This is a genomic window from uncultured Cedecea sp. (genome assembly GCF_947498825.1).
Taxonomy (GTDB): Bacteria; Pseudomonadota; Gammaproteobacteria; order Enterobacterales; family Enterobacteriaceae; genus JGM124.
In genome coordinates this window covers 33446-48757 of record NZ_CANMLV010000026.1, presented here as the reverse complement: position 1 = coordinate 48757, position 15312 = coordinate 33446, and the positions used below count along the sequence as shown (strand labels likewise).

At 45.2% G+C, this 15312-nt stretch carries 12 protein-coding genes and 1 tRNA gene; 9 read left to right on the top strand and 4 right to left on the bottom strand.

All coding sequences use genetic code 11. The annotated features are described in order from the left end of the window. Positions 1-16: 16 nt before the first annotated feature. Positions 17-1030 (bottom strand): tRNA (adenosine(37)-N6)-threonylcarbamoyltransferase complex transferase subunit TsaD, encoded by a 1014-nt coding sequence (gene tsaD, locus Q1A40_RS20120; protein WP_300004456.1) that lies wholly within the window; start codon positions 1028-1030, stop codon positions 17-19. A 242-nt stretch (positions 1031-1272) separates the two neighbouring features. Between tsaD and rpsU the strand changes: the two genes are divergently transcribed. The 3 genes from rpsU (at position 1273) to rpoD (ending at position 5389) form a co-directional block, all read left to right on the top strand. After that, complete coding sequence (gene rpsU, locus Q1A40_RS20115) at positions 1273-1488, top strand: 30S ribosomal protein S21 (protein WP_001144069.1); 216 nt, start codon at positions 1273-1275, stop codon at positions 1486-1488. 157 nt (positions 1489-1645) lie between these two features. Continuing rightward, the gene (gene dnaG / locus Q1A40_RS20110) at positions 1646-3391 is read left to right on the top strand and encodes a DNA primase (protein WP_300004429.1); all 1746 of its coding nucleotides are present in this window, start codon (positions 1646-1648) and stop codon (positions 3389-3391) included. Between the two features lie 153 nt (positions 3392-3544). After that, a complete protein-coding gene (gene rpoD, locus Q1A40_RS20105) occupies positions 3545-5389 on the top strand; it encodes an RNA polymerase sigma factor RpoD (protein ID WP_300004427.1) in 1845 nt (614 codons plus the stop codon). Positions 5390-5483: 94 nt separating this feature from the next. Here the strand turns inward: rpoD and mug are convergent, their stop codons facing one another. Continuing rightward, entirely contained in the window at positions 5484-5990 is a 507-nt protein-coding gene (gene mug, locus Q1A40_RS20100; RefSeq protein WP_300004425.1) for a G/U mismatch-specific DNA glycosylase, read from the bottom strand. 123 nt (positions 5991-6113) lie between these two features. Here mug and Q1A40_RS20095 point away from each other — a divergent pair. Next, a tRNA-Ile gene (locus Q1A40_RS20095) sits at positions 6114-6190 on the top strand. Positions 6191-6843: 653 nt separating this feature from the next. Further along, on the top strand, positions 6844-7764 hold the full coding sequence (locus tag Q1A40_RS20090; RefSeq protein WP_300004423.1) for a formate/nitrite transporter family protein: 921 nt from the start codon (positions 6844-6846) through the stop codon (positions 7762-7764). Between the two features lie 448 nt (positions 7765-8212). Here Q1A40_RS20090 and Q1A40_RS20085 read toward each other — a convergent pair whose 3' ends face one another. Continuing rightward, positions 8213-8947, bottom strand: a complete 735-nt coding sequence (locus tag Q1A40_RS20085; RefSeq protein ID WP_300004420.1) for a phosphatase — start codon at positions 8945-8947, stop codon at positions 8213-8215. A 33-nt stretch (positions 8948-8980) separates the two neighbouring features. Further along, positions 8981-9700, bottom strand: coding sequence for an HAD-IA family hydrolase (locus Q1A40_RS20080; RefSeq protein WP_300004418.1), 720 nt, complete (start codon positions 9698-9700; stop codon positions 8981-8983). Positions 9701-10089: 389 nt separating this feature from the next. Between Q1A40_RS20080 and ptsP the strand changes: the two genes are divergently transcribed. The 4 genes from ptsP to Q1A40_RS20060 are packed head-to-tail and all read left to right on the top strand — an operon-like array spanning position 10090 to position 15308. Beyond that, entirely contained in the window at positions 10090-12600 is a 2511-nt protein-coding gene (gene ptsP / locus Q1A40_RS20075; protein WP_300004416.1) for a phosphoenolpyruvate--protein phosphotransferase, read from the top strand. 40 nt (positions 12601-12640) lie between these two features. Further along, on the top strand, positions 12641-13702 hold the full coding sequence (locus Q1A40_RS20070; RefSeq protein WP_300004412.1) for a PTS fructose transporter subunit EIIC: 1062 nt from the start codon (positions 12641-12643) through the stop codon (positions 13700-13702). Positions 13703-13718: 16 nt separating this feature from the next. Then, complete coding sequence (locus Q1A40_RS20065; protein ID WP_300004409.1) at positions 13719-14972, top strand: class II D-tagatose-bisphosphate aldolase, non-catalytic subunit; 1254 nt, start codon at positions 13719-13721, stop codon at positions 14970-14972. An 18-nt stretch (positions 14973-14990) separates the two neighbouring features. After that, positions 14991-15308 (top strand): PTS fructose-like transporter subunit IIB, encoded by a 318-nt coding sequence (locus Q1A40_RS20060; RefSeq protein WP_300004405.1) that lies wholly within the window; start codon positions 14991-14993, stop codon positions 15306-15308. Positions 15309-15312: the final 4 nt, after the last annotated feature.

Sequence of the window (15312 nt, the reverse complement as noted above, 5' to 3'; positions counted from 1 at the left end):
AGTCGTTCAGGCGCTATCAGGCGGGCGGTAATTCAGCCAGAGGCCAGCGAGGTCTGACCGATACACTCAGTTCACCTGCAGTACCCGCTTTCAGGCGGACAATCCCAGCATAGGCAATCATTGCCCCATTATCAGTACAAAACTCCGGGCGGGCATAAAACACTTCTCCACGGCGTTTTGTCATCATTTCCTTCAGTTTCGCACGCAAAGTTCGGTTAGCGCTCACCCCACCGGCGATAACTAAACGGCTAAATCCCGTCTGCTCCAAGGCACGTTTACACTTAATCGCCAGGGTATCAACAACCGCATCTTCAAATGCACGGGCGATATCCGCTCGGGTCTGCGGATCGGCGTCATTTTCACGGATGGTGTTCGCAGCAAAGGTTTTTAAACCTGAGAAACTGAAATCAAGGCCCGGCCTGTCTGTCATCGGTCGAGGAAAGGTAAATCTCCCCGGCGTACCCAGTGCCGCCATTTTTGACAACAAAGGCCCGCCTGGATAGTCCAGCCCTAGCAGTTTAGCCGTTTTATCAAATGCCTCACCTGCCGCATCATCGACAGACTCACCGAGCAACGTATAGTGGCCAATCCCTGTGACGCTAATTAGCTGGGTATGACCGCCAGACACCAGGAGTGCTACAAAAGGAAAATCTGGTGGAGTCTCTTCCAGCATAGGTGCAAGCAAATGACCTTCCATATGATGTACAGGAACCGCAGGTACATCCCAGGCAAAAGCCAGTGAACGTCCAATCGTTGCTCCAACCAGTAGTGCGCCCACCAGACCCGGACCTGCCGTATAGGCGACACCATCAATGTCGCGGGCAGATAATCCAGCCTCTTTTAACGCCGCCTGAATAAGCGGGACCGTTTTACGGACATGATCGCGCGAAGCCAGCTCTGGAACCACACCACCGTAATCCGCATGCAGTTTGACCTGGCTATACAGCTGATTCGACAGCAACCCTACTTCATCGTCATAAATCGCAATCCCTGTTTCATCACAGGATGTTTCAATACCCAATACACGCATGGCTTTTACCTCGTTGACCCGTCGCGAAGTTTAAGCTGACTGCCAGGCTTTGTAAAACGTTGCTGCCTATCGCTTCGTATATCGTGTATACTCTCGCCCTTCGAAGATATCGGCCTTAAAAGGCGGGTTTATCGCGTTCGGTGCTTTACAATGCGGCAATAGTTGCAGTAAAATTCCGCACCATTTTGAATTAGCTGGCACGTAGGCCAGCGGCAAACCGAATTATTAAAGGTGAGAGTTACATGCCGGTAATTAAAGTACGTGAAAACGAGCCGTTCGACGTAGCACTGCGTCGCTTCAAACGTTCTTGTGAAAAAGCAGGTGTTCTGGCGGAAGTTCGTCGTCGTGAGTTCTATGAAAAACCAACGACTGAGCGTAAACGCGCTAAAGCTTCTGCTGTAAAACGTCACGCGAAGAAATTGGCTCGCGAAAACGCACGCCGCACTCGTCTGTACTAGTCTTCTGAGGGTTTAATCCTCATTGCAGACAGAGTAGTCGTTATAAAGGCCGTGCTTCCGTAAGGAATGCGCGGCTTATTCTCGTTTATATATACTGACATATCCTTGAGCTTTCAGTGAATTGCCTGAGAGATGACGGATATAGCATATGGGGCCTATGGCTGGACGAATTCCGCGTGTTTTTATCAATGACCTGATTGCGCGCACCGACATCATCGACTTAATTGATGTTCGCGTGAAGCTCAAGAAACAGGGTAAAAACTATCACGCGTGTTGCCCGTTCCATAACGAAAAAACCCCCTCTTTCACTGTAAATGGTGAAAAACAGTTTTATCACTGCTTCGGCTGCGGTGCTCATGGTAATGCCCTCGATTTCTTGATGAACTATGACAAACTCGATTTTGTCGAAAGTGTTGAAGAACTCGCGACCATGCATAATCTCGAGATCCCTTACGAAGCAGGCAATGGTCCGAGTCAGATTGAGCGTCATCAGCGACAAACTTTGTATCAATTGATGACCGGCCTGAATGAGTTTTATCAGCAATCGTTAAAGCAGCAGCAGGCCGATAAAGCTCGTCAGTATCTTTCAGCCCGCGGTTTAAGTGCTGAAGTTATTGCCCGCTTTGCTATCGGTTATGCGCCGGCAGGCTGGGATAACGTCCTCAAACGTTTCGGAGGCGATACTGAAAACCGTCAGTCACTGACAGATGCAGGTATGCTGGTCACTAACGACCAGGGCCGTTGTTATGACAGATTTCGTGAACGCGTCATGTTCCCGATACGCGACAAGCGCGGCAGGGTGATTGGTTTTGGTGGACGTGTACTGGGTGATGCTCAGCCGAAATACCTTAACTCACCAGAAACTGAGATTTTTCATAAGGGACGCCAGTTATATGGCCTTTATGAAGCCCAGCAAAATCAACAGGAACCTGCTCGATTACTTGTTGTCGAAGGGTATATGGATGTAGTGGCCTTGGCGCAATATGGCATTTCTTATGCCGTTGCATCGCTGGGTACAGCAACAACCGCCGATCATATCCAGCTACTTTTCCGTGCAACAGATAACGTCATCTGTTGCTATGACGGCGACAGGGCAGGACGTGATGCAGCATGGCGGGCACTGGAAACAGCATTGCCCTTTATGACGGACGGTCGGCAGTTACGTTTTATGTTCCTGCCTGACGGCGAAGATCCGGATACTCTGGTTCGCAAAGAAGGTAAAGCTGCTTTTGAGGCCAGAATAGAGCAAGCCCAACCGCTCTCAACGTTTTTATTTAACAGCCTGTTACCACAGGTTGATTTGAGTACCCCGGACGGTACCGCGCGTTTGAGTACGCTAGCATTACCGTTAATAGGACAAGTTCCCGGTGAAACATTACGCATCTATCTGCGCCAGGAACTCGGTAATAAACTCGGTATTTTAGACGACAACCAGCTTGAGAAATTGTTGCCTAAAAATGCCGAAAGTACTTTTTCTCGCCCTGCCCCACAGCTAAAACGCACAACCATGCGTATACTTATAGGGCTATTAATACAAAACCCTGAGTTAGCACAACAGGTACCATCGTTAAATGGGCTCGATACCCAGAAGCTGCCGGGCTTAGAACTCTTTATCGAATTGGTCAATACTTGTCTGGCGCAACCAGGAATGACAACCGGACAGCTTCTTGAGCTGTACCGCGGTAAAAATGAAGCAGCAACCCTTGAAAAACTCTCAACCTGGGACGATATAGCAGATAGAGAGATTGCTGAACAAACATTTACCGACTCACTGAATCACATGTTTGATTCAGTGCTGGAATTAAGATTTTCAGAATTAATCGCACGTTCTCGTACCGGTGGACTAACCCCGTCAGAACGTGAAGAGGTTCGTGTGATAATCGAATCTCGCACCAGAAAGTAAAATTTGCGGCTTCAGTGCCGAACATTGGTCGGGTTAAGCCCGAACGCCGCACAGATGGGCTGCGGCAATAAAATAAATCAGCCCTCGTAACGCTATTGCTGGTGGCAATATCTATCAGCACAAACCTTAATACTGAAGTGTGGATACCGTCTTATGGAGCAAAACCCGCAGTCACAGCTTAAGCTTCTTGTCCAGCGTGGTAAGGAGCAAGGCTATCTGACCTATGCCGAGGTCAATGACCATCTGCCGGAAGATATCGTCGACTCAGATCAGATCGAAGATATCATCCAAATGATCAACGACATGGGCATTCAGGTAATGGAAGAAGCTCCTGATGCCGATGACTTGTTGCTTGCTGAAAATTCAAACAGCACCGATGAAGACGCGGAAGAAGCTGCCGCCCAAGTGTTGTCAAGCGTAGAGTCCGAAATTGGACGTACCACGGACCCTGTGCGCATGTATATGCGTGAAATGGGGACAGTTGAACTGTTAACCCGTGAGGGTGAAATCGATATCGCCAAGCGTATCGAAGATGGTATCAACCAGGTGCAATGTTCCGTTGCTGAATACCCTGAAGCCATTACCTATTTGCTTGAGCAGTACGATCGTGTTGAAGCGGAAGAAGCGCGTCTTTCTGACCTGATTACCGGTTTTGTTGACCCTAATGCTGAAGAAGACTTAGCGCCAACAGCCACTCATGTCGGTTCTGAATTGTCCCAGGAAGAAATGGATGATGACGAAGATGAAGACGAAGATTCTGACGACGATAACGCTGATGACGACAACAGCATCGATCCTGAATTAGCACGCGAAAAATTCGGCGATCTGCGTCGGCAGTATGAACTGGCTCGTGACACCATCAAGGCTAAAGGTCGTAGCCATGCTGATGCCGCGGCTGAGATCCTACAGCTGTCCGAAGTATTCAAACAGTTCCGTTTAGTACCGAAACAGTTTGATTACCTGGTTAACAGCATGCGTGTCATGATGGATCGCGTTCGTACTCAAGAACGTCTGATCATGAAGATGTGTGTTGAACAGTGCAAAATGCCGAAGAAAAACTTCATCACACTGTTCACCGGTAATGAAACCAGCGAAACCTGGTTCAATGCAGCCATCGCCATGAATAAGCCTTGGTCTGAAAAACTGCACGATGTCTCTGAAGACGTATTGCGTAGCCTGCAAAAGCTGCAAAATATTGAAGAAGAAACGGGTCTGACTATTGAGCAGGTTAAGGATATCAACCGTCGTATGTCTATCGGTGAAGCGAAAGCCCGCCGTGCGAAGAAAGAGATGGTTGAAGCAAACTTACGTCTGGTTATTTCTATCGCCAAGAAATACACCAACCGTGGTCTGCAGTTCCTTGACTTAATCCAGGAAGGTAACATCGGTCTGATGAAAGCGGTTGATAAATTTGAATACCGTCGCGGTTACAAGTTCTCAACCTATGCAACCTGGTGGATCCGTCAGGCGATTACTCGTTCTATCGCTGACCAGGCACGTACTATCCGTATCCCGGTGCATATGATTGAGACAATCAACAAACTCAACCGTATTTCCCGTCAGATGCTGCAAGAGATGGGCCGTGAACCAACGCCGGAAGAGCTGGCTGAGCGTATGCTGATGCCGGAAGACAAAATCCGTAAAGTGCTGAAAATTGCCAAAGAGCCTATCTCCATGGAAACACCGATCGGTGACGATGAAGATTCGCATCTGGGTGATTTTATCGAGGATACCACCCTTGAGCTGCCGCTGGATTCTGCCACTTCTGAAAGCCTGCGTTCTGCTACCCACGACGTTCTGGCTGGCCTGACCGCACGTGAAGCGAAGGTTCTGCGTATGCGTTTTGGTATCGACATGAACACTGACCATACTCTGGAAGAAGTAGGTAAGCAGTTCGACGTTACCCGTGAACGTATTCGTCAGATTGAAGCGAAAGCGCTGCGTAAACTGCGCCACCCAAGCCGCTCAGAAGTCCTGCGCAGCTTCCTGGACGACTAATCCCGCCCAGTCACTGCTGTAAAACTCAGTAGTCATCAGGCCTGACCCGGCATCCACCGGCTCAGGCCTTTTTATTTCATCGCATCCACGACGCTTATCTCCCCCTGGCAACCAAAGAGACTTCAAGCTCCTGGTACGAGGCAACCAGCTGGTCAAGTGTCGCCCGATTTAACCCACTCGGGTTTGGTAATACCCAGACTTCAGTCTCGCCAATCTGTATCGACTGTTTACCCCATTTCGCTCCACGCTGATTAAATGCCTGCTCAAATGCCTGTTTTCCCAGAATAGCGAGCACACCAGGCTGATACTCCAGCATCTTCTCGGCCAGCTCCTGCCCACCTGCACGCAACTCCGCCAGTCGAACTTCACTCGCCTGCACTGTAGGCCGCTCCACCAGCATAGTGATGCCACAACGAGTATCCAGAAGCTGTTGCTCTTCTTCTGGCATCAGCAAACGCTGAGTAAACCCGGCCTGATAAATCACCTTCCAGAATCGATTTCCCGGATGCGCAAAATGAAACCCGGTATGCGCCGACGACTTACCTGGATTGATACCACAGAACACCACCCGCAACCCAGGTGCTAAAATATCGCTAATCATGACCCTTCCTTAAATCTCCACTACTTAAAGTATAAGATTCTGATTCTTCTTTGTTTATAAAACCAGCAGATGAACACGAAGCACTGGATCGCCACTGTCAGTTACATTATAATTCGTTCCCAAGGCCCCTTAGCTCAGTTGGTTAGAGCACGCGACTCATAATCGCTTGGTCGCTGGTTCAAGTCCAGCAGGGGCCACCAAATTTTAGCTGATTAATCAGTACATTAAGCCACTTCTCAGGAAGTGGCTTTTTTGTATCTGATACTCATTATCCCAAAAGTGTCGCATCAGTTTTTTTCCTGCAAAATACCTCTGCACTTTTATCGATCGTTCTGAGGGAGATAAGCTATGGATTGGGACTCTCTTTTAGTATTTATTGTAGTGGTTTAATGAAGCTGGCCACCTGAAAAGCGTGAACGGGTGCGTTACATGATGAAGGGATATCAGCCCAGTGAACATCGCGAGGATTTACCGTCAGCGCTGAAAAAGCGCCAGTACAGGTGGTGTTTTTTATTGAGAGAACAGTATGGCTTACATATGTGTTAATTAAATAAAAATATTTAAATGAAATAGGTTCGTTAATATATTTAGAGCAGTAATAATTCATGTACATTTCCGATATTAATAGGAAAATTATCTTCTTAACACGGGTTCGGACAACAAAATACATCGAACTATTTGTGTATTATCCACTTTCACTTTTGCGGTTTATATTACTCACCCCCTAACTTACAGATATTTCCTAACGAAAATAATCATATTCCAGGCTAGATATTCTTACTATGGTTGTTTTTACGTTGAAATATTCCGCTGCACTTATCATTTATGGTGACTTTTTGAGAGAGTTATAAACATGATAAATAATACCGACAATAAAGAAGTCAAAAGCGAAGAAAGTGAACGAGGGGAAGAGATAGAGGTTGACGAGGAAAAACTACCCTCTGTCGCCGCTGCTATTCATGAACAAATTCGTATGGACGGAGAGAAAGAGCTGGAGCGGGACGGGATGGCTCTGCTGCTCTCAGCTATTGCGGCCGGTATTTCCATGGGGGCCTCACTCATGGCAAAAGGAATTTTCCAGGTCCATCTGCATGATATACCCGGCGGGTTTCTGCTGGAAAACCTCGGATATACTTTTGGTTTTATTATCGTCATTATGGCACGTCAGCAGCTGTTTACTGAAAATACCGTAACCGCAGTACTGCCGATTATGCAAAAGCCTTCCGCCGGCAATCTGCTGTTATTGATGAGGCTGTGGGGTCTGGTGTTACTAGGAAATCTTATTGGTACTGCACTAGCCTCACTGGCATTTATCCATCTTCCTATTTTTGATGATGCAACTCGATCGGCCTTCGTTAACATCAGCATGAAAGTCATGGGGAATCCATCAGATGAAATGTTTGCTAACGCCATCGTTTCTGGCTGGCTTATTGCCACTATGGTCTGGATGCTTCCTTCCGCCGGAGCTGCCAAAATTTGGGTCATTATCCTGATGACCTGGCTCGTTGGGCTGGGAGATTTAGCCCATATTGTTGTTGGTTCAGTAGAGATTTTTTATCTGATTTTCAACGGCGATATCTCTTGGCAAGCCTTTATCTGGCCCTTTGCCATTCCCACCCTGATGGGAAATATTATTGGCGGTACCTTTATTTTTGCCCTGATAAGTCATGCGCAAATCCGCAATGATATGCACAATAAAAAGCGAATTGAGGCAAAAGCCCAAGAGAAATACCAAAAACATAAGTCTGAGCGGAAAAACGATAACATCGATTAAAACATTATATTCTCTTTTCGGTGTACCATAAAAAGGCTCCTTTCTGAACTGCACCCCAAAAGTTGGACACACAACTAAGTAAGGTGCAGTTCATTTCCAGGAGTTTTTTATTAGAAATAGTCGGGTGAACATTGGCCATAACAGTCTTTATATTATCAAGCAGTTGCTTTTTGTGCGTCATTAGCCTCCATAGAATATCTACGGTGCAACATCAAAGTTTTTAGATTAATTTGAACAAATAAAAAATGATAAAGTCTCATTATAAAAACAGGGCAGCACTCTATTTTCATCACCATGAGTGATCTCAGTAGATTTTTAACATGCTACATTTTCTATTTTCACAGGGAATGGAGCCGTGATTATCAATAAACCCAAATTACCCTACTGGAATTACTTGTGGAGGATAGTAACGGGATAAAACAAAGCCCAAGCAATACTCACGTCAGGGTTACAGCTGACTGAACTCTTTTATCTCAGCCATTCCCCTGGACTGTAAGAAGTTCAGGACTCGTCGCGCCGTAACATTGAGGATCCTGTCTTGTGGAAATTCAGTTCTCGCAATTAATCTCTGGCATTCAGTGAAATCTCCCAGACTAAAAGCGCTATGAGAATCAGTTCCCAGAGATAAAAGCCCCCCTTCGTCGCGCACGGTTTCAATGATTTTCAGACAGTTGGATAAACTGCCTTTTCGTGAGTGTATAAAGGAAGCATTATTCACTTCCAGCGCAACGTTATATTGCTTAGCTGCTGCCACAACGGATTTAATATCAATGGGATATTCCGGATTTCCAGGATGACTAATAATGTGAACATGACCGCTGCTTATTACAGAAAGAAGTGCATCAGTATGTGCAACAAGGGTTGCAGGAGCAAAAACTTGCTTGTGGAAACCCGCAATGATGACATCGAGAGAAGCACGCATTTTCTCTGTGCAGTCAGTCATACCGTCAGGACGAATATTTGCTTCAATTCCCCGTAATATTCCTACACCATTAACCCATCTTGGCAGAATGCGCATATTGGTAAAATGAAATGCATGCGGTGCATCTACCATTTCAGGGCCATGATCGGTAATAGCAATCAGCTTGAGATCTTTTTTGACAGCCTCAGAGATATAATCATGAACGGTACTGTATGCATGTGTGCTTGCAATGGTATGCATATGGAGATCAACAGGGTACATAACTACTCCTTTCGAGTTGCTTCCTGCGCAATATCAATACTTCGCATATGTATTACATTCACCACTTTGCTTCTGGCTGGCATATTCACTCCCCACCTGTTTCACTTTCAGAAGAAAATCGCTCCCGCCAAGGCTCTGAACAGAAATATGCAGGTAGTCAGCAAGCCTGAGGTAAGTGTCGACATCATGAATAACTGACTGGGCAGTGGTCACTTCAACCACCACGCATCCAGCCTGTCTGGCAGATACCATTCCGGCGCTGGAATCTTCAAAAGCAATGCAGCTATGGGGAGAAAGATTGAGCTTTAAGGCTCCCATTAAAAATGGTTCCGGATGCGGCTTGCCATACTGAATATCTTCGCTAGTGATAAGTACTTCTGGAAAAGGCAGCCCCGCCTGTTTAATGCGTGCGTTGGCAACCTTTAGCGATCCGGAGGTCACGATTCCCCAGGGAACGGATAACTGCTGAAGAGAGGATAAAAATGATACCGCCCCGGCCACAGGAGTAATGGTGTCAACATGCTTAGCTTCATAGTCTTCAAGAATAGTAAATTCTTGCTCTATCGCTTCATCACTGGCACTAGGCATAAAGTGTCGGAGGGTACTTATAGCAGGTTTTCCGTGAAGATACTGCAGCACTTCTTCGCTACTCAGACCTTTTCTCCCAGCCCAGATGCTCCATGATTTTTCAACAAAATCAAGGGAGTTAACCAATGTTCCATCTAAATCAAACAGCATGCCATTAAAGTTCATCGTACCCACCTGCTATAGGGTTTCTGAATACCTGTTTATTTTTTAACTTAAAACACCCCATCGATTAAATGGTAAAAAAGAGCCATTTATAGAAAAAATATATCCTTATAGCGTTTTGTTTGATAATTGTGACGACGATCTCAATCAGAATCATTCCAACAAACACCCATAAAATCATTACAAATCATATCAATACGCTTAATTTTGACTGATTTTGAAACTTGACACAAATCACAAAATCATAATCAGGATACTTTTTTCAAGAAAAGGTTACTTTTTTTCTATATTAAGTTAGCAGCGAACAGTGAAGGATAGAAACATGCAAGACGGGACACCATCGCTGTTCAGTTAAATTTAGCCGTACTTAATTAAATCTGTCGGGAGTCGTTATGCCAGAGATACTCGTTTACAAATGTGAGCTCGAGGAGGGTATTCATGCCAGGCCGGCAGGGCATATTGAGCGACTTTGCAATACCTTCACAGCATCTGTTTGCTGGAAAAATACGCGCACCGGCCTCGAAGGAAATGGCAAGAGCGCCTTGTCTGTTGTGGCAACAGACACCTTGTTTGAAGATAGTTGCGAAATCATCATCGATGGAGAAGACGAGTTCGATGCATCTATGCAACTGGCTGAATTATTGGAAAAACTCTCCTCTTTTGAAGTTGTTCTGGCCAAGGAGAACAAGGATGCCAGCGGCTATCTACCGCGCTCACTACGTGAAACCCAGCTGCGTTTTATTCAGGGAACCCGAATCAGTAGCGGGGTTATCATCGCCAAACCTGTTGTGATTCAAAGCCTGACCTTTGAAGATATGCTTGCCCGTAATCCAGTAAAAACGCGTGATACTCAGAATGACAAAGCGCTTTTTCTGAATGGATTAACAGCGCTAAAAAATGAGAAACAGGCCTCATTGGGTGAAAAAAATGGCGTAGAACACGACATTATTCAGGCCCATATTTCCATCATTACCGATCTGACTTTTAAGGATAATGTGCTTGAATATATTAATAATAATAGCAATGCCTGGTCAGCGATTGTGGCGGCAGCGATGGGATTCTGTGAAATACTGAATCGCTCCTCCAGCAAATATATTAGGGAAAGAACTCTGGATGTTCTGGATATCACAAGCCAGTTACTCACCACAATCTATGGGCAGCATGCTCTGCCACAGAATTCTCTTGAACTACAAGAGCCCTCAATCATTCTTGCCGATAGCCTGACTCCTAGTAAATTTCTCGGTATTAACAAAAACTGTCTGGCTGGTATGGTGTTGTCATCAACAGGAAAAACGTCACATACAGCAATCCTTGCCCGCTCATTGGGAATTCCAACCTTAACGGATATTGATTTTTCATCCATTCACTTTAATTCAGAACAACCTGTCATCATTGATGGCGAGCCGGGGATCCTGATCACCTCGCCTGATGAACAAGTGCTTCGCTATTACCAGGATGAAATGCGTGTTCAACAGGCAATGCAGCAGACAATGTTAGCCAGCGTCTTCGAACCCGCTATCACGACCGATGGGCACTCTATAGAAATAGCAGCCAATATAGCCAGCGTTGAAGAAGCCAGAACGGCATTTCTTAATGGGGCCGAAGGTGTTGGATTATTTCGCACCGAAATGTCCTTTATGGACAGAGACACACCGCCAGACTATTCCGAGCTGGCAGCCCTGTATACCGAAGTCGTAAGTCTCGCGGGCGACAAACCCGTTATCTTTCGAACCTTCGATATTGGGGGAGATAAGCCTGTTGATTATCTGAATATTGGCGAAGAGGAGAATCCATTCCTGGGATTCCGGGCTATCCGTACTTATCCGAAATACCTTGAACTGTTTACCTTACAGCTGAAAGCTATCTTGACAGCCTCAGCTTCAGGCGTTGTTCGAATCATGATCCCGATGATTGCCAGGGTAGAGGAAATTATCTGGTGTCGTGAAGTACTGGAGTCAGTTAAAGACGAAATGCGCAGTGCAGGACTCCCCTTTCGGGAGAATATCGAGCTCGGTATTATGCTGGAAGTCCCATCGGTTATCTTTTCTATTCCTGAGATCGCTGAATTTGCCGATTTCTTTAGTGTCGGCAGCAACGATTTGACTCAGTACTTTTTTGCCGCTGACAGAGGCAATACACGCGTTGAAAGTGTTTATGACAGTTATTCACCATCATTTTTAAGAGCAATGCAGTTTGCTGTTACAGAAGTCCATCGTGCCGGAAAATGGATCGGCATTTGTGGTGAACTCGGCGCGAATAAAGATTTCCTGCCGATATTAGCCGGTATGGGATTCGATGAATTAAGCATGAGCAATACTTCAATTCCAACAGTAAAACATACCCTGAAAGAGCTTAATTATTCTAAGTGTCAGAAACTGGCTTTAAATATTGTCGACGTTAAGACATCTGCTGAAGTAAAAGAAATCATTCGTTTCCCTGATATAAAAGAAATCACTAAAAAGCCTATTCTTTCACCTGAGTTTGTTCTTTGTGATCTTGATGCCGATGATAGAAATGAAGTGATTAAAAAAATGACAGATAATCTTTGGTTACACCACCGCAGCGACAACAGACATAAATTATGTGACGATATCTGGAATCGCGAAGATTCCTATCCGACAGCAGTAGGATATGGTTTCGCTATACCTCACACAAAATCAGAATATATCAATCATTCAACAATCAGTGTTGCCAGGCTTAAAAAACCAGTTCTGTGGGGCGATCAGAAAGTTGAAACTGTTTTCATGCTAACAATAAATAAATCAGCTGGCGACAATGAGCACATGAAATATTTCTCAACCCTTGCCAGAAAATTAATGAATGAGGAGTTCAGGAATGAAATAAAAGGTTCGGTAACATCGCAAGTACTCTACAAACTTATTCTCAGAACATTAGAAGTCTGAATATAAATAGCTTACCTCATTATAACTGGCCGAGGTTTTTATGTTAAATCTATTAAAGAATACTAAAAGACACTTTATGACTGGGGTGTCCTATATGATCCCGTTTGTCGTTGCCGGGGGAGTATTACTCGCATTATCAGTGATGTTAAGTGGTAAAGCCGCAGTGCCTGAGCACGGTTTTTTAAAAGCAATGTCGCAAATCGGTATTGCCGGGCTGACTTTATTCATTCCAATTCTGGCCGGATTCATCGCTTACTCTATGGTTGAAAAACCCGGTATCGCACCTGGTGCGATTGGTGGTTTGCTGGCTAATCAGATGGGTGCTGGTTTTCTCGGTGGTATGTTCGCCGGTATTATTGCAGGTCTCGTGGTATATGCGTTGTTACAGTGCATCGCCAGAATGAAAGTTCCTGATTTCCTGCGCCTTATTTTACCTATTTTTATTATTCCACTGCTCGGTACCTTTCTGACAGGCCTCGCTATTTATTATGTGGTCGGTGAACCCATTGCCTGGCTAATGAACTGGCTCAGTGTCTGGTTATCGGGTATGCAAGGGGCATCATTTATTGTACTTGGCATTATTCTGGGATGCATGATCACCTTTGATATGGGTGGTCCAATGAATAAAACCGCCTTTTTCTTTGCCGTTGCCTTGATAACCACTAACCCTCAGCTAATGGCTGCTGTTGCCGCCCCTGTTTGTACTCCCCCCTTAGGTATGGCTCTGGCAACCTTTTTATTTAAAGGCATTTTTACTGACGTAGAACGTGAAGCGGGTAAACCTGCATTAATCATGGGTTGCGTCGGGATCAGCGAAGGTGCCATTCCCTTTGCAGCAGCCGATCCGATGCGCGTTATTCCAGCCAATATGATAGGTGGCGCAGTCGCCTCTATTATCTCCCTCTGGTTTGGCGCAACCAATGCAGCACCTTGGGGCGGGCTCATTGTCTTACCCGTCATTGGTAATCCTTTTGGTTATGTTATCGCGATTATTGCAGGTGCAATAACCACAGCAATAGCCGTAAAAATTCTTAAAACTGTACTGAAACCCAAGTCATCCGTAAAAAACGAAAAAGATGATCTTGATATTTCGTTTGAATGAAAAAGCAGGAGTTAATATGAAAAATACGATGAAGCAATATGTTGATTATATCGTTAACGGCGGCAAATCAACCATGCTGGGTATTGGCCCAATGTCACCCGCGCTTATTCAGGCCTGTTTTGAATTGGGTAAAGAAAAAGATCTGCCGCTGATGTTTATTGCCAGCCGTAACCAGGTTGATGCAGATGAATTTGGTGCAGGTTATGTCAATAACTGGGATCAGTTCCGTTTTGCCGCAGACTTAAAGGCCATGGCCTTAAAGGTTGGCTTTGAGGGTGATTATTTCCTCTGTCGTGACCACGGGGGCCCATGGCAGCGTGATAAAGAACGTAAGGAGCATATTCCTGAAGAAGAAGCGATGAAACTGGCCCGTCGTTCTTATCAAGTCGATATGGATGCCGGTTTTGATTTGCTGCACATTGACCCCACTAAAGACCCTTACGTTGTAGGTAAAGTGATTGATATTGAACTGGTACTCAGCCGTACTGTTGAATTAATTCGTTTCTGTGAAGATTACCGTAAAACGAATAGCCTCAAAGAGTTCTTCTATGAAGTCGGTACCGAAGAAACCAATGGCGGTCTGACTGATATCAGTGCTTATGAAGGGTTTATTGTTGAGCTGAGCAAACGTCTGGAGGCAGAAGGTTTGCCTCAGCCACTATTTATCGTAGGCCAGACAGGAACACTAACTCGTTTAACCAAAAATGTGGGACATTTTAACGATGTGCAATCGGCAGAACTCTCTGCTATCAGTACCCGATATGGTGTCGGTCTGAAAGAGCATAATGGTGACTATCTGCCAGACGACATTCTGTTAAAACACCCGGGGTTGGGTATCACGGCAATGAACGTGGCTCCTGCGTATGGCACTATCGAAACCCGCGCCTATCTGAAACTTGCTGAAGTCGAACAGGATCTGGCGACAAAAGGTTTTATTCAGTCAGCTTCAAATCTTAAGAATGTCCTGACACGGGAATGTGTTCTCAGTCATAAATGGGAAAAATGGATGACTGATGAGCATAAAAATAAGTCGGAAGAGCAGATCTTTAATGAACCAGGACTACTCAAAGAAATTCTCGAACTCAGCGGCCATTATAATTATGAAAAACCAGAAGTCGTCGTTGAAATGCGCAAGATGTTTACCAATCTGAAATCTTTCGGCGTAGAGCCAGAGCGCTATGTGGTTAATAAAATCAAAGATATGATCCAGAACGAAGCTGAATGTTTTAATATGCCTGGCTTAACTTCACGAGTTGCCGCCGCAAAATAATATACGCAGGTAAATATCATGACTATTCTCGTCGCAGTGACAGCTTGTCCTACTGGGGTTGCACATACCTATATGGCTGCAGAAGCATTATTAATTGCCGCTAAAAAGAAAGAGTGGACAATTAAAGTCGAAACGCAAGGTGCAACAGGTATTGAAAACGAATTGACTGCATCTGATATCGAAAAAGCCGATATTGTTATTTTAACCAATGATATCACGATAAAAAATGAAGCAAGATTTGAAGGTAAAAAAATAGTCCGCGTCGGCGCAAATACAGCGGTCAGACATGGTGATAAAATTATGCAGAAGATTTCTGAAAATCTTGGTCTGAATTAAGAAC

Coding starts and splice junctions, on each gene's coding strand:
- mug (WP_300004425.1), bottom strand. CDS start 5,990: ATGATTAGCGATATTTTAGCACCTGGGTTGCGGGTGGTGTTCTGTGGT.
- dnaG (WP_300004429.1), top strand. CDS start 1,646: ATGGCTGGACGAATTCCGCGTGTTTTTATCAATGACCTGATTGCGCGC.
- Q1A40_RS20085 (WP_300004420.1), bottom strand. CDS start 8,947: ATGTACCCTGTTGATCTCCATATGCATACCATTGCAAGCACACATGCA.
- Q1A40_RS20080 (WP_300004418.1), bottom strand. CDS start 9,700: ATGAACTTTAATGGCATGCTGTTTGATTTAGATGGAACATTGGTTAAC.
- rpsU (WP_001144069.1), top strand. CDS start 1,273: ATGCCGGTAATTAAAGTACGTGAAAACGAGCCGTTCGACGTAGCACTG.
- ptsP (WP_300004416.1), top strand. CDS start 10,090: ATGCCAGAGATACTCGTTTACAAATGTGAGCTCGAGGAGGGTATTCAT.
- rpoD (WP_300004427.1), top strand. CDS start 3,545: ATGGAGCAAAACCCGCAGTCACAGCTTAAGCTTCTTGTCCAGCGTGGT.
- Q1A40_RS20070 (WP_300004412.1), top strand. CDS start 12,641: ATGTTAAATCTATTAAAGAATACTAAAAGACACTTTATGACTGGGGTG.
- Q1A40_RS20090 (WP_300004423.1), top strand. CDS start 6,844: ATGATAAATAATACCGACAATAAAGAAGTCAAAAGCGAAGAAAGTGAA.
- Q1A40_RS20060 (WP_300004405.1), top strand. CDS start 14,991: ATGACTATTCTCGTCGCAGTGACAGCTTGTCCTACTGGGGTTGCACAT.
- Q1A40_RS20065 (WP_300004409.1), top strand. CDS start 13,719: ATGAAAAATACGATGAAGCAATATGTTGATTATATCGTTAACGGCGGC.
- tsaD (WP_300004456.1), bottom strand. CDS start 1,030: ATGCGTGTATTGGGTATTGAAACATCCTGTGATGAAACAGGGATTGCG.